This window comes from Rothia sp. 27098_8_161 (assembly GCF_041432905.1).
Taxonomy (GTDB): domain Bacteria; phylum Actinomycetota; class Actinomycetes; order Actinomycetales; family Micrococcaceae; genus Rothia.
Genome location: NZ_JAPWAL010000006.1, coordinates 1 through 19,324 on the forward strand (window position 1 = coordinate 1; position 19,324 = coordinate 19,324).

At 57.6% G+C, this 19,324-nt stretch carries 18 protein-coding genes, 1 tRNA gene and 1 rRNA gene; 13 read left to right on the forward strand and 7 right to left on the reverse strand.

The window, feature by feature from the left end; genetic code table 11:
• Positions 1-70: 70 nt before the first annotated feature.
• From rrf to O3648_RS03665, 12 genes are all read left to right on the forward strand, one after another.
• Positions 71-187 (forward strand): 5S ribosomal RNA (rrf, locus tag O3648_RS03610).
• Positions 188-622: 435 nt separating this feature from the next.
• Positions 623-1,225 carry a cAMP-binding protein gene (locus O3648_RS03615; RefSeq protein WP_279789759.1) on the forward strand — a complete coding sequence of 201 codons (603 nt, stop codon included), beginning with the start codon at positions 623-625 and terminating at the stop codon, positions 1,223-1,225.
• Positions 1,226-1,643: 418 nt separating this feature from the next.
• On the forward strand, positions 1,644-2,522 hold the full coding sequence (locus O3648_RS03620) for a thioredoxin domain-containing protein (RefSeq protein ID WP_279741642.1): 879 nt from the start codon (positions 1,644-1,646) through the stop codon (positions 2,520-2,522).
• 229 nt (positions 2,523-2,751) lie between these two features.
• Positions 2,752-2,825 (forward strand) — tRNA-Thr (locus O3648_RS03625).
• Between the two features lie 123 nt (positions 2,826-2,948).
• Complete coding sequence (locus tag O3648_RS03630; RefSeq protein WP_279789761.1) at positions 2,949-5,147, forward strand: acyltransferase family protein; 2,199 nt, start codon at positions 2,949-2,951, stop codon at positions 5,145-5,147.
• A 307-nt stretch (positions 5,148-5,454) separates the two neighbouring features.
• On the forward strand, positions 5,455-6,267 hold the full coding sequence (locus tag O3648_RS03635) for an SGNH/GDSL hydrolase family protein (protein ID WP_279741645.1): 813 nt from the start codon (positions 5,455-5,457) through the stop codon (positions 6,265-6,267).
• A gap of 810 nt (positions 6,268-7,077) precedes the next feature.
• Complete coding sequence (gene rpmB, locus O3648_RS03640; protein ID WP_004005966.1) at positions 7,078-7,314, forward strand: 50S ribosomal protein L28; 237 nt, start codon at positions 7,078-7,080, stop codon at positions 7,312-7,314.
• A gap of 3 nt (positions 7,315-7,317) precedes the next feature.
• Positions 7,318-7,488 (forward strand): 50S ribosomal protein L33, encoded by a 171-nt coding sequence (rpmG, locus tag O3648_RS03645; RefSeq protein WP_004005967.1) that lies wholly within the window; start codon positions 7,318-7,320, stop codon positions 7,486-7,488.
• Positions 7,489-7,490: 2 nt separating this feature from the next.
• Complete coding sequence (gene rpsN / locus O3648_RS03650) at positions 7,491-7,796, forward strand: 30S ribosomal protein S14 (RefSeq protein ID WP_005506731.1); 306 nt, start codon at positions 7,491-7,493, stop codon at positions 7,794-7,796.
• An 89-nt stretch (positions 7,797-7,885) separates the two neighbouring features.
• The gene (locus tag O3648_RS03655) at positions 7,886-8,173 is read left to right on the forward strand and encodes an HU family DNA-binding protein (RefSeq protein WP_371568483.1); all 288 of its coding nucleotides are present in this window, start codon (positions 7,886-7,888) and stop codon (positions 8,171-8,173) included.
• Between the two features lie 530 nt (positions 8,174-8,703).
• On the forward strand, positions 8,704-9,348 hold the full coding sequence (locus tag O3648_RS03660) for a hypothetical protein (RefSeq protein ID WP_279741654.1): 645 nt from the start codon (positions 8,704-8,706) through the stop codon (positions 9,346-9,348).
• 265 nt (positions 9,349-9,613) lie between these two features.
• Positions 9,614-11,584: an NHL domain-containing thioredoxin family protein gene (locus tag O3648_RS03665; RefSeq protein ID WP_371568486.1), complete on the forward strand. Its 1,971-nt coding sequence runs from the start codon at positions 9,614-9,616 to the stop codon at positions 11,582-11,584.
• 285 nt (positions 11,585-11,869) lie between these two features.
• Here the strand turns inward: O3648_RS03665 and O3648_RS03670 are convergent, their stop codons facing one another.
• Positions 11,870-12,847, reverse strand: a complete 978-nt coding sequence (locus O3648_RS03670) for a hypothetical protein (RefSeq protein ID WP_371568488.1) — start codon at positions 12,845-12,847, stop codon at positions 11,870-11,872.
• 63 nt (positions 12,848-12,910) lie between these two features.
• Between O3648_RS03670 and O3648_RS03675 the strand changes: the two genes are divergently transcribed.
• Positions 12,911-13,612, forward strand: a complete 702-nt coding sequence (locus O3648_RS03675) for a hypothetical protein (RefSeq protein WP_279754242.1) — start codon at positions 12,911-12,913, stop codon at positions 13,610-13,612.
• A 145-nt stretch (positions 13,613-13,757) separates the two neighbouring features.
• Here the strand turns inward: O3648_RS03675 and O3648_RS03680 are convergent, their stop codons facing one another.
• The 6 genes from O3648_RS03680 to thiO form a co-directional block, all read right to left on the reverse strand.
• Positions 13,758-14,423, reverse strand: a complete 666-nt coding sequence (locus O3648_RS03680; protein WP_371568490.1) for a class I SAM-dependent methyltransferase — start codon at positions 14,421-14,423, stop codon at positions 13,758-13,760.
• 181 nt (positions 14,424-14,604) lie between these two features.
• Positions 14,605-15,717: a MauE/DoxX family redox-associated membrane protein gene (locus O3648_RS03685; RefSeq protein ID WP_279790723.1), complete on the reverse strand. Its 1,113-nt coding sequence runs from the start codon at positions 15,715-15,717 to the stop codon at positions 14,605-14,607.
• Positions 15,718-16,084: 367 nt separating this feature from the next.
• Positions 16,085-17,140 carry a ThiF family adenylyltransferase gene (locus O3648_RS03690; protein ID WP_371568493.1) on the reverse strand — a complete coding sequence of 352 codons (1,056 nt, stop codon included), beginning with the start codon at positions 17,138-17,140 and terminating at the stop codon, positions 16,085-16,087.
• Entirely contained in the window at positions 17,131-17,901 is a 771-nt protein-coding gene (locus O3648_RS03695) for a thiazole synthase (RefSeq protein WP_279754246.1), read from the reverse strand. Before O3648_RS03695 ends, O3648_RS03690 begins: the two co-directional genes overlap by 10 nt.
• 92 nt (positions 17,902-17,993) lie before the next feature.
• Complete coding sequence (gene thiS, locus O3648_RS03700; protein ID WP_279741666.1) at positions 17,994-18,191, reverse strand: sulfur carrier protein ThiS; 198 nt, start codon at positions 18,189-18,191, stop codon at positions 17,994-17,996.
• A 48-nt stretch (positions 18,192-18,239) separates the two neighbouring features.
• Positions 18,240-19,322 carry a glycine oxidase ThiO gene (gene thiO / locus O3648_RS03705; protein ID WP_371568498.1) on the reverse strand — a complete coding sequence of 361 codons (1,083 nt, stop codon included), beginning with the start codon at positions 19,320-19,322 and terminating at the stop codon, positions 18,240-18,242.
• Positions 19,323-19,324 lie beyond the last annotated feature (2 nt).

Sequence of the window (19,324 nt, forward strand, 5' to 3'; positions counted from 1 at the left end):
CCTGGGCTTCCTTCGGGAGGTTGAGGCTTTTTATTCGGAAATTTTGAATAACAAAGTTATTCGCTAGATTTTCCGTGGTTATAGCAAGAGGGAAACGCCTGGTTCCATTCCGAACCCAGAAGCTAAGGCTCTTTGCGCCGATGGTACTGCACTTTTGAGGGTGTGGGAGAGTAGGTCACCGCGGGTTTTTTATTCAAGAGGGGAAGACCTTATAGGTCTTCCCCTCTTTTTGTGTACCCAAAAACTCCTAGAACGAAAGACACCTAATTCATCAGAGGTGCAAAGATTCAGAGACTCAGCTGAGAAGCAGAGAAACAGGGGATGCAGCCTAGACAGCCTGCCAACCTGATGCAGGGGCGACGAGATGGGAAGTTAACAGCTCCGTCTGAATGACGAAAATAGAGGGCGCAGTGGAGAAACTCTTGATACCTTAACAACAAAAGCAGGCCGCATCTCTACCTCAATAAGTAGAGAGCAAGCAAAGGAGCATCATCATGGCTGATGAGAAGACATCTACGAACGCTGGAGCGAAGAACGCCTTGACCTGCCATTCCCCAAAGAATGGGGACTGGACGAAGAAGACGAAGCCGAGCTGCGTTGGGGCCTCTGGCCCCTAATCTTCATGGGAGAACCTGACACTGACCTGTACGTCGAAAGTATTATGGGCGCCCTCGACCTGGGATACGACGATGAAGATAGCAAGCTCTGGGAAAAGCGGGCTGAAGAGTACACTGAAGAGCTCATCAAGCGTCGTCGTGCCTTTGCCGCTGAGCTGGGCATTACCCCCGAAATGCAGAAGAACTCCAACCTCAACCGTGCCTTCGCAGCCCTGGAAGAAGAAGGAGTCATTGCACGACAGAACTTTACCTGCTGCGGTACCTGCGCATCCGCAGAAATCTGGGGCGAAATGGACGATAGCCGTGAATGGAAGGGATACATCTACTTCCATCAGCAAGACACCGAAAGCCTGGCTGAGAGCGGCGGCACCTACATTGGTTTTGGTTCCTTCCTTGCTTACCCCAGGGACGAAGAAAAATGGAATATCCTGAGCGATGCGCAGAAGGAAGAGATTAGGGCCCTTCACGAGAAGCTCTCTGTACAGTTGCTGCGAGAGACGGTTATTCCCGTACTGGAGAAGCACGGCCTGAGCGTGAAATGGAAATGGAAGGGTAACTACAACACCCGCTCCTTCATTGGTGGAGTGGAAGTCTACAACATTCCCTAACGGCTGGTGAGCTGAACCGGGTGGGTGCCTCGGCTTAGCTTGTGGCAGGTAGGAACCTCTCAGAGTTACGAAAGCTTATAAGGAAAATAAGCTGAGAGCGTGAGAATAGACATCACAGTATCTCAGTCAGAGTATTAACTAGCCGATACGGCACCCATTCGGTAGGCTAGACGGGTAGCGCGGTACGTCCATACTAGAGATAAGACAGAACCTATCCACGTGATAGGAACTGATCGATATAGCTTTCAGCTGCCATATACGGCAGGAAGCTATAACTCTAGAACACCCTATAGCGGATAAGAACAACCCCGTGCCGGAAGAGTCAGGTCATCTTTACTCGGATGACGCTTACTCCAACCGGAGTAGGCTAGATGAAGTGGACGAACCGCCACCCATAATCCCAACCAAAGGAGCAGGCATGTCGACCGACGCCCGCGAAAAAGCCCGCCAGATTGCGGCCCAGCAGGCCAAGAAGAGCCCCAGCCAGGCAAGCCGCCGCTGGCTCCAGTTCGGCGTACTCGCCGTGGCCCTCATTATCGTAGGTATCATCGGCTTCGTCGTAGTCAACGGCAACAAGAATACCAAGGTAGCAGAAAGCGGCCCGGTGCCCTCCAGCGCCAACGAATACGGTGGTATCGTGCTGACCAAGGACGGCATCGTCAAGAACTCCTCCACCCAGGAGAACCGCGACTTCAAGCAGCTCGCAACCTCGACCTCCTCCGTAACCCCCATGGTCAACGGAACAGTAGCAGCAGTTAATACCCTGCCCCCGGGTGTGCAGACCGCTGAAGAGGCATCCAAGAACGGCCAGCCCGTTCGCGTGACCATCTTCCAGGACTACAACTGCGTGCACTGCGCAGAGTTCGAGAAGAAGTACGGTGAAGAAATCCAGAAGCTCGTCGAAGACGGCACCATCACCCTGGAAATCCGTAACCTGACCTTCCTGGACCGCACCTCGCCCACCGCATACTCCGCCCGTAATGCGGCAGCAGCATACTCCGTGGCAAACCAGATCAGTACCAGTGAATTCCTGAACTACCAGCGCGAAATCTTCAACAAGCGGGGTAGTGGTGACATGAACAACCAACAAATCGCCGACATTGCTTCTAAGCACGGTGCGTCTATCGGCTCCGATATGAACGACGGCAAGTGGCGCCCCTTCGTGGACGTGGTCAACGCTGAATCCGCAAAGAACGGCATTCAGGGTACCCCGACCGTCTTCGTTGATGGTGACCAGTACACCAGCAACGACTTCAGTACCTTCCTGAAGGAAAAGATCGAAGCTAAGAAGAAGTAACCTCTTCGATAGAAAAACCCGGTAACCTCCATGCGAGGCTACCGGGTTTTTCCATACACTGTGATGAGTACAAGGGATGAGTGAGCAGCATACAGAAGTGGTGCTCTTAAGGGGTAAAACGAAAGAAACGAACGTATCAGCACCCCATAATTTAGAAGTATTCTCAACCAAAACCTAAAAGAACAACTAAGCAGACTCCACCGCGAGAATAGGGTACACTGGACAGGTTGCCTCCTTAGCTCAGTTGGCCAGAGCATCTGTCTTGTAAACAGAGGGTCACCGGTTCGAATCCGGTAGGGGGCTCAGAAAAATCCTGGTTCGCACCAGCCTCATAGCAGAGGTGCGAGTCAGGATTTTATTGTACGGGTCCTGTAGTGTCTACAGAACCCGTACAACACATCAACGATCCATCCTGAGGAACCGAGAATGTCTGAAACCTCCGGAATCCCGCAGCCCCCCCCCTCGCAGGAAGCCTACACCACTGCACCGCACAGCATCAAAGCACGCGAAGCCAGCGACTACCCCCTCGAAAAGTTCATCGAATCGAGAGGGTTCCGCCCTGAAATTCAGGGTCTGCGTGCCTTCGCCGTGCTCCTTGTGGTGCTCTACCACGTCTGGTTCGGTAAAGTTTCTGGCGGTGTGGATGTATTCATCTTCATCTCCGCCTTCCTACTCTCGCTCTCCTTCATGCGTAAGATCAACGAAGGCAAGCTCCTCAACCTCCTGAGCTACTGGCTGCACGTTTTCCAGCGTCTGTTGCCGGTAGCCACAGTAGTTATTGCGGGTACCACCATTGCGTCCTTCTTCATCCTTGCACCCAGCCGCTGGTCGCAAACCGTAACCGACGCAACGAGTTCCCTGTTCTACTTCCAGAACTGGAACCTCGCGTTTAGCTCCGTAGACTACTACGCCCAAAACGCCTCCGTGAAGTCACCATTCCAGCACTTCTGGTCGCTCTCCATCCAGGGACAGATTTTCATCATCTGGCCCCTGCTCTTCGCAGCAGTAGCCTACTTCGTACGCAGATTCCGCGGGAACCTCTTCACCACCGCGGTATTTGTCTTCAACACGGTGTTCGTCGCATCCCTGACCTTCTCCATCGTTGAAACCGACACCAACCAGGGATTCGCCTACTTTGACACCCGCACCCGCCTCTGGGAATTTGCCATCGGTACTCTGCTGGCAATGCTCACTCTCAAGTGGAAAGCACCCGAAAAGACGCGAATTGTCATGGGCTGGATCGGCATTATCGGTCTGGTCACCTGCGGCGCAATTCTCCCCGTCGAACGAGCATTCCCCGGCTACCTGGCACTCTGGCCCGTGCTCTCCGGCGCGCTCGTCATCATGGCAGGCCGCACCAACAGCCGCTGGGGTATCGATCGACTGCTGGTCTCCGCGCCCCTGCAGAACCTCGGCAACATCTCCTACGCGCTGTACCTGGTACACTGGCCCATCCTCATTCTCTACAGCAGCGCCGTCGGCACCTCCCGAGTGAACTTCATCGAAGGTGCCGTCATCATCCTTGCCTCCATCGGCCTGGCCTGGCTGCTTATCCGCTTTGTCGAGAAGCCGCTGCGCTACCGCAAGGACCCCTTCGTACCCTGGCTCATGATGAAGATGCGCTTCAAGACCGTCTTCTCCGTCAAGACCTGGGCAGACCAGCTCGCCTTCATCCTCGCAATCTTCCTGGTCGCAGGCATACCCCTGGTCGCCGCACAGACCTGGATTGGCTACCGCAACGCCCAGTCCGAGCACAATGCCGAACTGAAGGTACAGACCGCCAATGAAAACTACCCCGGTGCCCGGGCTATCGGCGGCCCCCAGCAGGGACTCATTGACACCCCCATCCCCTCCGGTGGCGACGTCAAAACCCAGTTCGACGGACTGAGCGACCCCTGCGCTGGTGGTTTCGCGCCATCCGACCCGGCACTCGCCAAATACTGCAGCGTGCAGAAGTACGGCCCCGAGGACGCGCCGCTGACCATGGTCATCGGTAACTCCCACGCTGAGCAGGCGCTGAGCATCTTCAAGCCCATTGCAGAACAGACCAAGACCAATCTGCAGACCTACCTATTCGGTGGCTGCCAGTACCCGGTCCACGCCGTCAATGCCAGCAACGAATGCTCGGAATTCAACACCAAGATGACCGAGGAAATTATTAAGCGTAAGCCGCAGACCGTGGTGCTCATCGCCACCGTTGCCCAGGCCCGCTCGAACGACGAACGAGTCGACTCGAGCCTCGACGAGACGGTCCGCCGCCTCACTGAGGCAGGAGTCCAGGTCATCGGCCTGCGCGATAACCCGCGCTTCGAGTACAACATTTACGAATGCGCTCAGAAGGCCGGTGCCGACAAGAGTTCCTGTGCACGACCCGCAAGCGAAAAGTACGCCGAAGAAAACCCCGCACAGGAAATCTTCGACAAGTACCGCGACCAGGGTGCCGTCATGGTGGATCTGAAGGACGTGTACTGCCCGGACGGCATGTGCAGCCCCGTGATTGGAAACATCTACGTCTACTTTGATGATAACCATATCTCCAAGACCTACGGCCGCACCATGGCTCAGGAAGTCTTCCAGCGTGCATCGAAAGGCGGCTGGCTCGTCAACGGAAAAGTGAACTTCTAAAGTTCGCCAATATAGCAAATCCTCCACGCTGTTCTATAGAAGTGTGAACAGAGCGGAGGATTTGCTATTCTCAATTCCCTGTAAGGATGATGACGCCCAACCCAATACCGTCTCTCCGCATAGCACGCAGAGTGCTGTCAAATCCTAAGAAACCCCCGCTCGTATCTGTTGAAGCGCCCATAACAATGGGATACTGGGCAACAGGACGCCCTGAAAGCTCAGCGAAGAACCCGGTACATCGCGCGGGTGTGCCGGCTTCTTCCACAAAAGGGGGCAATCTCTACAGAGGCCCGGAAAGAAGAACACAATGACGACCCCGCTCCTGGACTCCAACGGCATGCTCAACGGTGAATCAGTACGCTACGTGGCAATCGGCGACTCCTTCACCGAAGGCGTGGGCGATGTTGACCGCCGCCGCCCTAACAGCCTGCGCGGCTGGGCAGACCGCGTTGCCGAAGGCCTCGGTGCAGTAGACCCGCAGGCGCAGTACGTAAACCTCGCCATCCGCGGCCGTCTGCTCATCCCCATCCTTGAGGAGCAGCTGCCCCACGCCTTGGAGTTGAAGCCCAACCTCGTCACCTTCTACGGCGGTGGCAACGACATCATGCGACCCAACGTGGATATTGACCGGCTCATGACTCACGTAGACGAAGCCTTCGCCACCCTGCGCGGCGAAGGAATCGAAGTGCTTACCGTAACCGGCCTGGATGTGCAGGGCCAGGGCCCCTTCTCCCGTACCCGCGGCCGTACTGCCACCTACAACGAGCTACTGCGCGGTATCGCTGAAGATTACGGCGTGCACATCATCGACTACTGGCGTTGGAATGACTTTCTCGACTGGCGTCTATGGGCTGACGATCGCCTGCACATGAACCACCTCGGCCACGAACGCTTCGCATCCCGCGTGCTGGCACAGCTCGGCCTGCCCGGTGTGGTCACCGAACCGGTAATACCCCCGGAGGTGCAGCTGACCGCTCGTGAGAAGGTCGAGCAGGAGGCACGCTGGGTCCGCGAGTTTGCCCTGCCGTGGATTGGTCGCCGGCTGAAGGGCACGAGCTCCGGCGACGGTGTGAGCCCCAAGTACCCGGAGTGGGTCCTCGCGGCAGGCCTTAAGAGCTAACGCCGAGGGTCGCATGTTACGGTGTAGAACTGTATGCCGGGGGAGTGCCATGCGCTGCATTTGTGCCGTATTTGTGTCTGCATCTACGCCGTAACGGGAAGGGGTCAATCCGCCGTTATTCGTACCGTTGCGAACCCATAGACTGCCCTTTAAAACCGGGGTGGAAGCGTTAAAACGAGAGTTAAATGCTCTTTAAACGCGTGTTTAAACCTGTTTAACAGCCCTACGCACACCGTAAGAGTTGGCTACGTGGGGCTGTTTACGGCTTAAAACCGGCTTAAGCTGTTAATCTCACAACACGAATTTCACCGGTGTAATTTATCCCCGGTCACATAGAGAATGTCCGTTCTTAAAATGGCGCATTAATGCCTGACTAGGGGTGTTATAGAATTCCTTAAAAACATCTGGACTTGCAAAAACACCCATTTTTGGTAGAATGGATAGGTATGTTTGCCGTTCGAGGGCAGGCGTGCATCTGCGAATCAAGCACTTCGCTTAAATGAGGTGCAATCGGCTCAGAACACCGAGATTCCGCGGATTTTTAAGGCAAAATCCGGCGTGCAGGCTTGCACGAACCCCCGTATTTACCTAGAATTTAACGCTGTTCGTAGTGGTGGAAACGCCTCTCGACACTAATAAGCTTCACCGTTTTTCCCGCGGCGGGGATCGATACGTGGCCTCTCACCCACGTGACGATCTCAAACACTCTAGCCCGGCGAATAACCCGGTGCTTCTACATTGGTGGCGGGACGCTCACGAGTAACATCGACTGCGTACCGTCATAAAAGTCAATCAATAAAGGAGTGAAACATGGCAGCAGTCTGCCAGGTGACCGGAGCTGTTCCCGGCTTTGGACACAGCATTTCGCACTCGCATCGCCGCAACAAGCGTCGATTCGATCCGAACGTTCAGAAGAAGACCTACTGGGTTCCTTCGCTGCGTCGTAAGGTAACCCTGAACGTGTCCGCTAAGGGCATCAAGGTTATCGATGCTCGTGGCATCGATGCCGTTGTTGCAGAAATCATCGCACGCGGGGAGAAGATCTAGTAAATGGCATCCAAGGCTAAGGACCTCCGTCCTATCATCAAGCTCAAGTCCACTGCTGGCACCGGTTACACCTACGTGACCCGTAAGAACCGCCGCAACAACCCCGACCGCATGGTGCTGAAGAAGTACGACCCCGTCGTCCGCAAGCACGTTGACTTCCGAGAGGAGCGCTAAGAATGGCTAAGAAGTCCAAGATCGCTCGCAACGAGCAGCGCAAGGTCATCGTCGCTCGCTACAACGAGAAGCGTATCGCACTGAAGAAGACCCTGATCGACGAGAACGCTACCCCCGAGGAGCGCGAAGCAGCACGCGTGGCACTGCAGAAGCTGCCCCGCAACGCTTCCCCCGTTCGCGTGCGTAACCGCGACCAGATCGACGGCCGCCCCCGCGGTACCTTCCAGAAGTTCGGTATCTCCCGCGTGCGCTTCCGCGAGATGGCACACCGTGGCGAGCTGCCCGGTATCACCAAGTCCAGCTGGTAAATCTGGTATTTTAGTTCCTAAACGGTTTTCCGTCGCAAGACGGTCACTCGCTTTAGACTCAAATCTAAGTCTCTGGAAGGGGCACCCTAATGGCTAAGAACCGTACCGAACTCGTTGCAGAGGTTGCAGAGAAGTCTGGCAAGAGCCAGGCAACCGTCAACGCAGTACTCGACGCAGTGTTCCAGGTTTTCGAGTCTTCCGTCTCCAAGGGCGAGAAGATTACCATCCCCGGTTGGATCGCAATCGAGCGCACCGACCGTGCAGCTCGTACCGGCCGTAACCCGCAGACCGGCGAAACTATCCAGATTCCCGCCGGTCACGGCGTGAAGCTGACCGCAGGCTCCAAGCTGAAGGCAGCAGTCGCTCAGAAGAAGTAACTCTTGAGACTTTGAATCTGACAAAAGACCCCCACCCTCACGGTGGGGGTCTTTTGTTATGCCTGCCCAAGGGAAAATAGTGGAGAAAACCCTGCCGAAGGGGGCTCAAGTAGCGGAAGCGCCCCTAGGCAGGTGAGGCGGCCCCCTAGAATCGCTGATTAGTTGTGTCTTTATGACCTTAATTGGTGGTTGAGCTGAAAACACAGAAACTATCCCTATTTCGCAGAAGAAGCTAGGGGGGACTACAGAAAAAATAAAGAAAACTTATACATATAGATAGAAAGCTATGCATAAGCTAAGCCAAAAAACCGCAAATATGAAACCCCTTTGGGAAAAATACTTATACATTGCTGTCTGGACACAGCATAAACACAGCAAACTAAAGCTCAATCTTAGACTCACCCCCTATGCTGGAGTCACCGGTGAAGGAAAAGCCACACACAATACACAACGGCCCCATCCCACCCGGAAAATCAACCATACAAACCCGGGACGATTAATCTTCCGGGAGGCACAAGGAGAGCTACCTCATGGAACGCCCAGCCCAGCATACTTCCGCACAGACCACCAACCGTCGCTTCCGCACCGGCGTGGCAGCACTGTCCCTCGCAGCAATCGCAGCACTCGGCCTGAGTGCCTGCGGTGAGCAGAATACATCCGCCGCCACTCCGGTACCCGTTGCCACTGCAACCGCCAAGGCTTCATCCACCGCCGATGCAGCAGGCAACGGCCAGGTTACCGTCAAAGCAAGCGACGCAGCCTCCCCGAGCGCCACTGCAACTAGTTCTCAGGGCACCGTCACCGTTACCGAAGACGGCGTGACCGTCAACGGTGCCAATGGTACCAGCGTCAACGCAGGCAACGGCAACGCAGCCGTCAACGGCTACACCATGATCCAGATCGACCCTGACGGCGGCTGGTCCTACCACGCCCCCAACGGCGACATTGTAGAAGTTGATGCTGACGGCTCTTGGGAACGCGTCGGCCCGAGTGGCAATATAGAGGTGAAAGCAGACGGCTCCTGGGAACAGACCGGTGAGAATGGCGTAGTCGAGGTAGAAGCTAACGGTGCCTGGAAACAGACCGGTGGCAAGAACACAATCGAAGTACCCTCCGTGCCCCTCAAGCCTGTCGGCGCCACCGTGAACCCCGTCAAGCCCGTACAGCCCAAGTAAGCTGTAAAGAGTAATAGTAGCTAGTGATGCTTGCAGAGCGTAACAAGCTTGTGACTTATAAGACGCCCCGTGCGCATCCGAACGTGATGCGTGCGGGGCGCTTTTATGTATCCACACACTACCCGCAATGTGACTTAATATGACGAGTCATTAAGCCCCCAAGTCACAAACCTCAACTCCCAGCGAACCACCCACCCCACGCTGGCATAATGGGGACAGCAAACCAACGCGCCCACACATGGCGCACCCAACAGGAGAGAGAACCATGAGCGAGAACACCATCCGCAGCGTACGCGTACGTGCCAGCGAACTCGAAGGTCGAGCCTGGCTCAACACCGGCGACAAAAACCTCACCCTGCAGGATCTTCGAGGCAAAATCGTTATTCTCGACTTCTGGACCCTCTGCTGCATCAACTGCTTGCATGTCCTCGACGAACTACGCCCCCTCGAAGAAGAATTCTCCGATGTACTCGTCACCGTGGGCGTACACAGCCCCAAATTCGAACACGAAGCAGACCCCGTAGCGCTCGCCGCAGCCGTCGACCGTTACCACATCACCCACCCCGTACTCGACGACCCAGAATTGACCACCTGGCAGGCATACACCGCCCGCGCATGGCCCACCCTCGTCGTCGTCGACCCCGAAGGTTACATCGTCGCCCACCTCTCCGGCGAAGGCCACGTACAGGGCCTCACTTCCCTCGTCCACGAACTCGTCGCAGAACACGAAGCGAAGGGTACCCTGCACCGCGGCGACGGCCCCTACGTGCCTCGCCCCAAGGCAGTCGGCACCTACGCCTTCCCCGGCAAAGCAATCGAACTGCCTGCCGAATTCGGCCCCGCAAACCTCTTCGGCAACCGCGAACGTACCTACCTCGTCGCAGACAGCGCACGCCACCGCATCCTGCAGGTAGCAGCCGACCTCAACACCGTCATCAACACCTACGGTGGCGGCGATGACCCCGTCAACCACCCCGTCAAGGGGCACGTCGACGGTACCGCCACCGAAGCACGCTTCAACGAACCCGCAGGCCTCGCCCTCGTACCCGAAAACCTGCGCGAACAGCTCGGCTACGACGTGCTGGTAGCCGACACCGTCAACCACCGCCTGCGCTCCCTCAACCTGAGCACCGGTGAAGTGCGCACCCTCGCAGGCAACGGCGTGCAGCGCGTCATCGACGGCGAAAACACCATCACCGGTGACCCCAACCACATCCCCGCCGGCGTACCCGCCACCGAAATCGCGCTCTCCTCACCCTGGGACGCCGTCTACTCCCGCGAAGCCGGCCAGTTCATCATCGCCATGGCAGGCACCCACCAGCTCTTCGGCTACGACCCCACCAACGGTGCCGTCAGCATCTTCGCAGGCTCCGGCGTCGAAGGCCTCGCCGACGGCCCCGCCGCCGACGCATGGTTCGCCCAGCCCTCCGGCATCATCGAAGCACGCGACGGCAGCCTCTGGATCGCATGCTCCGAAACCAGCGGCCTGCGCCACGTCACTTTCGCCGAAGACGGCGTACAGGTCACCTCCGCCGTTGGCAAAGGCCTGTTCGACTTCGGCTTCGTCGACGGTGACTCCGACACCGCCCGCATGCAGCACCCCCTCGGTCTGACCGAACTACCCGACGGATCCATCGCAGTCGCTGACACTTACAACGGCGCCATCCGCCGCTGGGACCCCGCAACCGGCACCCTCGGTACCCTCGAACGCGGCCTCGATGAACCCTCCGACCTGCTCGTCGAAGAAGTACCCGGCGAAGAACCGCGCCTCATCATCGTCGAAACCAACGCCCACCAGCTTGTACGCGCCTCCATCCCCGCCAAGGCACAGCACGTCGACGAAGGCGCCATCACCACCGCACGCCCCTCCACCAAGCTCACCGGCGGCACCCTCAAATTCACCTCACGATTCACCGTGCCCACCGGCCAGAAGCTTGACACCCGCTGGGGCGACCCCACTCAGCTGAAGATCTCATCCACCCCCGAGAACTTCATCCTGGAAGGGGCCGGCACCTCCACCGGACTGACCCGCACCCTCGTGCTCAACCCCGAAATCACCGAGGCAGTCCTGCACATCACCGCCCGCGCCGCCGCCTGCGACGGCACCCCCGGCGGTGATATCCCCGAGCACGCAGCATGCCACCTCTACCAGCAGGACTGGGGTATTCCCGTCGTCGTGACCGGTGACGAGGCAGACGAAAGCGAACTCGTCCTGGACCTGCGCGGTATCAACTAGGGATCTATAACAGAAAAGAATTAAAGGTCAGTATTATCCTCGCTCCTACAGGTGCACCCGTCCTCGTTATACTCGGACACCCCTGATATCGATACGGATAATACTGACCCTATTCTGTTGTGCTGCCCTAATACCGCTGCGTATAGTGCCGGTTCCCTTTGTACTTTTAGGATTGTGGGATGCGAAAAGGTCGGGTCATCCTCGCTCCTACAGGGGCACCCGTCCTCGCTTCGCTCGGGCACCCTGATGTCGTATTCAGAGTATATTGGCTCTCGCCGTTCGTTTTTAGAAGGAGACGCGGACCGCCTTCGCATCCGCCTCCACCGACACCTTCAACGTAAACGGAATCTCCTTCTGCACCTGCGAACGTGTACCCGTGTATAAATCCAACTGAGTAAACGACACCTTCGCCGTACCCGACATCGGCTTCAACGACCACACACCCGCCGAACTCACACTCACCTGCGGATCCGCAACCTTCTCAACAGACCACTTCACCTCAGAATCCACACGCCCCGTAAACGCATACTCAAAAGGGCACCCACCAGGATAAAGAGTGCTCTGCTGGGTGCACTTCTGCAAATGATCCTGCACCTGCTCCTTCACCGACGACAAAGCATTATCACTCGGCTTCAACTCCATACGCACCGAATGATTCGTATCCTGCGCAGTCACCACCTCATTCACCTTCTGCGCTGTATACACCGTCGAATCATAGGACACCGCATACACACCCGGATAAAACACCGGGAACGACGCCGCACCCTTATCTACCGCAACCTTACGGTTATTAATCGTCGCAGCCTCCACACCCTGAATATTCACCTTCACCGACGGCAAAGACGCCTCATCAATAGCCCATTTATCAAAAAAGCCCCAATGCGTGCCCGAACGGTGCAAACGAAAATCCGTATGCTGCTGCGAACCCCCCAAAGAATATGAAGCACGCACCGTCGCATGCTCACCATCCTCGCTGGTCTCCACCACCTCATACGACACCTCACCCAAAGAAGACACCGAACGCCTCAAAGCATCCCCATCCAGCAGCGACGCATCACCCTCCGGAATCTGCGCGCCCAATAAACCACGCGCATACGAACCATTACCCGTACGCAACGCATGAAAATACTCCCGCACCTGACCCGTCGGACCATACACCAGCTTATTCGTCATAACCAGCGCCGCAGTAGCCACAGAAACCGCCACCACAACACCGACCATCCACATTGCCAGGACCCGCTCCACGGGAGAAAAATTACGCATAGAACCAGAGTAACGCAGGTAGTCCGCTAGGTTTCACGCACCGCACACACTAAAGTTGTGTATATGGCAGAACGCGCTCACGAAGTCCCCGCCAAATACGGCGAAGTCAACGAACTATTCCACCCCCGCATGCGCTCCTACGGTAGGCGCATCGAAGCGGCACTCCCCGGCACCATCGTGCTCCTCGCCGCGCTCGCCTTCATCTTCTACAAGCGACCAGCCCTGCCGTACACCATCTTTGTGCTTCTTATCGGCACCATCGCAGGTATCAACCTCTACTCAGTCCTCAAACCCACCATTATCGTCATCACCAAAACCCACGTGCTCCGTGCACGCACCTTCGGATGGTTAGCCGTACCCCTCGAAAACATCGACCACACCATCTACGCCGAAAAGCTCTACCCAAAAAAAGCCTACGGCCAGAAACTCAAAACCGTTGCCGGCCGCTTACGCTACCGTAGCTTCCCTGCCATGTGGGCCGTTGACAAAGACGGCAAACAACTCATGCGCATCGACGGACGCATCTGGGACGGCAAAACTATGCGAGAAGTCTCCTCCAAACTCTCCGCCCAAACCACCATCTACAAGCAGATCAACGTGGTCAATATGGACAAAGAACACAAGGGACTTATCACCTTCAATGAACTACACCCCGGCTGGCGTTCCAGCCTCATGACCGCACTCGCCGTCATCATCGTGGCAATCCTCTTCGCAGCATCCTTCATGCCCGAAGAAATCGCCCGCACCATCTACCTCATCCGCTAGAACACCCACGCTTCACCGGTGCTTCTTCTTGGATGTGCATCTTCCGAATACGGAATGGCCCGGTACCCACCCCACACGGGGGTAAGCGCCGGGCCATTTGTATGCCTAACTCAAGACGCATTGCGCGCCAGTTTTAGAAGCGAGCCTAGTTCGCCGGGCGCGACAACACCGCCACCAAAAAATCCGAAGAGCCCTCAACAAACGGGTGCATCTGCCACGACGAATACGTGTTATCAACATTCAGACCAGTCGCGCGCGCATCAGAGAGGAACTGCTCAAACGCATAATCACGGCCCGGACCCGAACCATACCCAACCACCGCACGGCCACCAGGAGCCAACACGCGACGGAAATTCTCCACCACCGGCTTACGAGTCGAACGGGCCAGGAAACCCATCACATTACCCGCACACACCAGCAGCTCAAAACCGTTCTCCGCCGTCGCGTCACCCTCAACGCCCAGCACCTCCGGCAAATCCACCAAATCAGCAGTAATCCAAGTAGCATCCGGGCAGACGCGGCGCGCCTCCTCAATCAGCTCAGGATCAATATCCACACCTGTCACACGGTGACCCAACGCGTGCAGCTGCTTACCCACACGACCAGGACCCGAACCCGCATCAAGAATCTTCGCACCACGAGAAGCCATAGCGTTCACCAGACGAGACTCACCCGCCATATCATTACCCTCAGCCTCCATCGCCTTAAAACGGTCAATGTACCACTGAGAATGATTCGGGTTGCTCTCCTTACGGACCAGCCACAAGGACTTCTCACGCTCACCCGGAGCGTTGAAACTCATCATTGCCATAAAAACTCCTTAGACAGGGTTGGGATGCGCCAACCGCCACCAGGCAAGGTGACCGCGGCATATATGCGGTGTGTGCGCTATGTTCTAGCATAGCCCCACCCGGCACCTGCCAGTAAGGGCAGTAAGAGCCGGACGGGGCTATCGAGGCCGCACAAAAAGCAGAGAAACTACAGAGGAACGGTTAGAGGTGATCGCCAGCAGTACTCGATGTATCCTCAGCAAGCGCCTTACGCATCTGCTCTTGACGCTCCTCCTCAGCCAGACGAGCAACCTCAGCGAACTGCGACTCAATATCGGCAAGCAGCTCCTCAACCTGCTCCTTACCAGCCACCGGGCCGCCAGCAATCAGACCATCAGCCCCCAAAACCACAGCCAACGGCACACCATTACCGAAATTCGCGTGCGCACCAGCCTCACGGTCAATCAACGGAGTCAAACCCTCCGGTAACGTACCCGCATTACGCGAGGTCTGCAACGAATCCAGACTCGAATACACCGGATGCAACGCCACCAGCGGCAGACGCTCCTGCCACGAAGACATCGTCTTCAAAAACTTCACACAACCAGCGCAGGTCGCCGACACAAACACCAGCACACGCGCCTGATTCTTAGCCAACGCACGCATATTCGTGTGGCGACCATTCTCCAGGTACAGCGCCGCATGCGGAATCGGCACGCGAACATACTGCTCTTCACCGTTCTCGTCATACACCGGCTCCGGCAAAATCACCTCAGCCTGCGGCTCCGGCTGTGCAAGAGCATCACCGCGGCGGACAGCCTCCAACGTCACAGCAATCAGCGCTGCCCCAAAAACCCAAGTCCAGCCGCTATTACCCAGACCCAGCAGAGTTGACACAACACCCGTGCCGCCCCTCAATGCGCTTGCATGCGCACCAGCCGTCGCCAGCAACAACGTAACATTACGGACCAGCGTATAACGGCTCACCGGCGCATTCGATTCAGAACCAAAACAATTACAACCCGCAGTACGACCCGTCGCCAGCGCGCGCGCAATCACCACCGTATAGAACAGCATCAGAATCAACGCCAAACCCGAAGCAATCACAACAGACAAACGCTCCGGCGACAGCAACAGGACGGCGGCTAGTGCGATTTCGAACCACGGCAAGATCAGCGACACCGCACGGGTCGGCGCGATCTTCTCCAAACCAAGATTCTGAATACCGGTCACGGTACTCTGCGGGTCCTTCGCCTTAGCAATACCGCTAATCAACAAAGTCAACGCAACAAGTGCCGTACACAAAACGAGCGGCACAGTAGAGATGGTGAGCATAAAACTCCTAGAGTGAGTGTGCGAAAACAGGAGGCGGCAACGGCAGCTTTTAGGCAAAGCTCTTTAAGCAGGACAAACCGCGCGATGTGCCGCCGTGTTATACACGATTTTACGCCCTGCACATGGGGAATTGTCCCTACGAGTTAAGCGGAAAGCGGTATACGCCCTCGTTCCTACAGGGGCACCCGCCCTCGCTTCGCTTCGGGCACCCTGATGTCACTACGGGAGATACCGCTTTCCTCATATCGAGGCTCTTGGGGCCTGGGCGTGCTATGACCTTCCTCTGCTCCTGCAGGGGACCCGCCCTTGCTTTGCTTCGGGGACCCTGATGTCGCTTCCAGAAGGGATAGCTACGCCTTGTACGCGCTTAGATAGCCGTCAGAAGCACCCCGTACTCGCCCGCCAGCTCGGTGTACGCCTGCACAAAGCGTTGAGCTCGAGCACCCGAGGCGCAGAAAACGCCCACGTGCTGATCACGCACCGATTCAAACAGGGTCAGCAGCTCTGCGGGCACGTCCGTTGCCGGCAACAACGACCCCTCAGCGTCACTCAGGTGCGACAGCGCCACATGCAACGAACCCTCATGCTTCACCGACTCCTCACGCTCGGGCGCCTCACGCACATCCAGCAGAACCTGCGGGACCTCATGCGCCGACAAATCCACCGGAACCACACGCGCCGGATCCGGCACCGCTCCAAACGACGTACATGTACCCGACAAGGCATCATACGTCAGCAGAGTACCCGCCGCCGTCGGTAAACCGCTCACATACTTGAGCACCTCCGTCGCCATCAGCGAACCAACCACAGCCGTCGTCGCGCCCAACACCCCGGCAATCGCACAGGACTCCACCGTCTGCGGAGTTGTCGGAAAAATATCACGCAAATGCGCGCCATCCGACTCAAAAAGACTGACCGAACCGCCAAAACGCAGAACCGTGCCCCACACCAGTGGCAGACCTGCAACTTGTGCGGCATCTGCAATCAGATACTTTGACGCAAATGTATCCGTACAATCCACCACACAATCCGGTGCCGACGTGGCGAAAAGATCCAAAATCCAGGACGCATCCACATGCCGAACCGATATCTCTACCGTTAAAGACGGGCACAACTCCAGCGCACGGCGCGCCGCAACCTCCGCCTTCGGCTTACCCACATCAGGCACACCAAAAAGCGGCTGACGCTGGATATTCGACAGCTCCACCGAATCAGAATCGACAATATGCAGATACCCCACACCCGCCGCAGCCAACGCCTGCACCACAGGACACCCCAAACCGCCAGCACCAATGACCAACACGCGGGCCGCCGCCACTGCATCCTGATCAAAGCCGGGCAGACGACGCTGACGGTCGGTGCGCTCGCGATCCAGTAGCGCATGGTCCGGATTTACCGGGGTAGGGGAGAGATTTACATCCATGAGACCAGACCCTCCGACGGCGATGATGCTTTCGCATGCTCACGCACCGGAATACGACCCGCCTCGCGCGCCAGTGCGCCAGCCTTCACAGCATGCTTCATGGCCTGAGCCATTGCTACCGGGTTCTCGGCACGGTTGACAGCCGAGGCCAACAGCACAGCATCACAACCTAGTTCCATGGCCAGGGCGGCGTCTGAGGCGGTACCCACACCAGCGTCTAGTACCACCGGAACCTGGGTGCGGGAAGCAATCAGCTCAATATTGTGCGGGTTCAAAATGCCCAGGCCGGTGCCAATCGGCGCTCCCAACGGCATAACCGCGGCAACGCCCGCGTCCTCCAGACGAGCGGCAGCCACCGGATCATCAGAGGTGTACGCGAGCACCGTGAAATCCTCAGCGACCAGCTGCTCGCAAGCGTTCAACAGCTCCACGGTGTCCGGCAGTAGGGTGTCTTCGTCGTGGATGATCTCGACCTTCACCCAGGAGGTGCCCAGCGCCTCGCGGGCGAGCATCGCAGTCATCACGGCATCAGCTGCGGTGCGGCACCCTGCGGTATTGGGTAGCGGTGCAATATTGAGCTTCTGCAGAAGCGGAAAAATGGGGGTTCCTGCCGCGTGACGGCGCATGGCAACGGTCGTCATCTCAGTGCCGGAGGCGATAAGCGCCTGCTCGAGCAGGTCCATGCTGGTGGCGCCTCCGGAGCCCATGATGAGGCGGGAGCTGAAAGTACGGTCGCCAATGGTGAGCGGTGTAAGGCTCATGAGTTCTCCTCTATGGGAACGGTGCAGTGGGTGTGTATGGCGTACACACCCACCCAATATGTAGAACGTATATTCTTTTTCTGAGGGAGGTATTAGCCGCCCTGGACGGCGGTGAGAGCATCTACCCGGTCGCCATCGTTCAGCACTGAATTCTTCCAAACGGAACGAGGCAAGATGCTGCGGTTGAGCGCGACAGCCACACCAGCATCGGTGCCAAACTGCTCCATGACAAGGTCAAATACTGTTGTAGTGTTGGTGGTGAGCAGCTCACCGTTATATGTGATGGTCATGCGAAATCCTTTCGTGAGGGCGCCGGGTGCACCCGGCGGGGAATGTGTTTAGTGGGTGAATCGTGCCGGGTCGCACGCCTGCATGATGGGCGGAATATCTGCCCCGCAGGCAACCTCAGCACCAATCTTGCCGGCGAGCGCAGCGAGCAGAATACCGTGGCGGAAATAGCCCGTGGACACGAGTTGGCGGGTGCCATCAGCGCGTGTGCGGTACCCGAAGATAGGCAGGTCGTCCGGGGTGCCGGGACGGGCGCCGACGTTCGCCTCCAATAGTTCGCATTCTTCAATAGCTGGGACGAGGCGAATCGCGTCACGCAGTAGCTGGTATACACCGTCAATGGCGGGCAGCGTGCGGTGGTCTTCGCGGCTGGTCGCGCCGATGCACAGCTCCCCGTCAGGGCGGGGGATGAGGTAGACGGGACGGGAATTCACGTAGCCGCGCACCACGTGCTTGAGGATGGGCCGCGGGACGCGCAGACGCAGAATGTCCCCGTAGACGGGGCGTAGCGGGTAGTCCCCGTGTAGTGTTGCCCCTAGTCCGGTGCAGATAATGTCGCCTGCGTCCGGGTCGGTGACCTGTTCGGCGCTGAAGGTGACACCGCGATGCACCAAGGCATCTTTTAGAGCACGGACCATGAGTCGCGGGTGCAGCTGATGGTCGCTGGGGATGCTCACGGCACCAGCAATACGCGGCGCCAGGAGCGGTTCGAGGGCGCGCGCCTGCGTGGGGGTGACTGCGTCTGCGGGGCGGTTCATGTCCCGGTAGTAGGCGCGGGTGCGTTGCAGGTGCGCGGCATCGGCGCGGTCGGCTGCGACGATGAGCGTGCCGGTGGCGTCGTAGCCGGTGGGTAGATCGGTTGCGCGACTAAGCGGCTCCATAAGGGAGGGGTAGGCATCAGCGCTAGCGGTCATGAGCGGGAAGAGCGCATCCTGCTGGAATTGTACTTCTGCGATGGGTGCGAGCATACCGCCGGCGTAGTGGCTGGCGGCGGGGTAGAGGGGCGTGCCGTCGGCGGCGGTGCCGTAGTCGCTGGTTTCGGCGTCGATGAGGTGCACGCTTTCGCCACGTTCAGTGAGCTCAAACGCGGTGGTGAGGCCAATGATTCCGCCGCCAATGATGGTGATGGTCATGG

What these genes read in the sequence shown, in the direction of transcription:
- O3648_RS03615 (WP_279789759.1), top strand. Translation starts at nt 623, where the DNA reads ATGGGAGAACCTGACACTGACCTGTACGTCGAAAGTATTATGGGCGCC.
- O3648_RS03620 (WP_279741642.1), top strand. Translation starts at nt 1,644, where the DNA reads ATGTCGACCGACGCCCGCGAAAAAGCCCGCCAGATTGCGGCCCAGCAG.
- O3648_RS03630 (WP_279789761.1), top strand. Translation starts at nt 2,949, where the DNA reads ATGTCTGAAACCTCCGGAATCCCGCAGCCCCCCCCCTCGCAGGAAGCC.
- O3648_RS03635 (WP_279741645.1), top strand. Translation starts at nt 5,455, where the DNA reads ATGACGACCCCGCTCCTGGACTCCAACGGCATGCTCAACGGTGAATCA.
- rpmB (WP_004005966.1), top strand. Translation starts at nt 7,078, where the DNA reads ATGGCAGCAGTCTGCCAGGTGACCGGAGCTGTTCCCGGCTTTGGACAC.
- rpmG (WP_004005967.1), top strand. Translation starts at nt 7,318, where the DNA reads ATGGCATCCAAGGCTAAGGACCTCCGTCCTATCATCAAGCTCAAGTCC.
- rpsN (WP_005506731.1), top strand. Translation starts at nt 7,491, where the DNA reads ATGGCTAAGAAGTCCAAGATCGCTCGCAACGAGCAGCGCAAGGTCATC.
- O3648_RS03655 (WP_371568483.1), top strand. Translation starts at nt 7,886, where the DNA reads ATGGCTAAGAACCGTACCGAACTCGTTGCAGAGGTTGCAGAGAAGTCT.
- O3648_RS03660 (WP_279741654.1), top strand. Translation starts at nt 8,704, where the DNA reads ATGGAACGCCCAGCCCAGCATACTTCCGCACAGACCACCAACCGTCGC.
- O3648_RS03665 (WP_371568486.1), top strand. Translation starts at nt 9,614, where the DNA reads ATGAGCGAGAACACCATCCGCAGCGTACGCGTACGTGCCAGCGAACTC.
- O3648_RS03670 (WP_371568488.1), bottom strand. Translation starts at nt 12,847, where the DNA reads ATGCGTAATTTTTCTCCCGTGGAGCGGGTCCTGGCAATGTGGATGGTC.
- O3648_RS03675 (WP_279754242.1), top strand. Translation starts at nt 12,911, where the DNA reads ATGGCAGAACGCGCTCACGAAGTCCCCGCCAAATACGGCGAAGTCAAC.
- O3648_RS03680 (WP_371568490.1), bottom strand. Translation starts at nt 14,423, where the DNA reads ATGGCAATGATGAGTTTCAACGCTCCGGGTGAGCGTGAGAAGTCCTTG.
- O3648_RS03685 (WP_279790723.1), bottom strand. Translation starts at nt 15,717, where the DNA reads ATGCTCACCATCTCTACTGTGCCGCTCGTTTTGTGTACGGCACTTGTT.
- O3648_RS03690 (WP_371568493.1), bottom strand. Translation starts at nt 17,140, where the DNA reads ATGGATGTAAATCTCTCCCCTACCCCGGTAAATCCGGACCATGCGCTA.
- O3648_RS03695 (WP_279754246.1), bottom strand. Translation starts at nt 17,901, where the DNA reads ATGAGCCTTACACCGCTCACCATTGGCGACCGTACTTTCAGCTCCCGC.
- thiS (WP_279741666.1), bottom strand. Translation starts at nt 18,191, where the DNA reads ATGACCATCACATATAACGGTGAGCTGCTCACCACCAACACTACAACA.
- thiO (WP_371568498.1), bottom strand. Translation starts at nt 19,322, where the DNA reads ATGACCATCACCATCATTGGCGGCGGAATCATTGGCCTCACCACCGCG.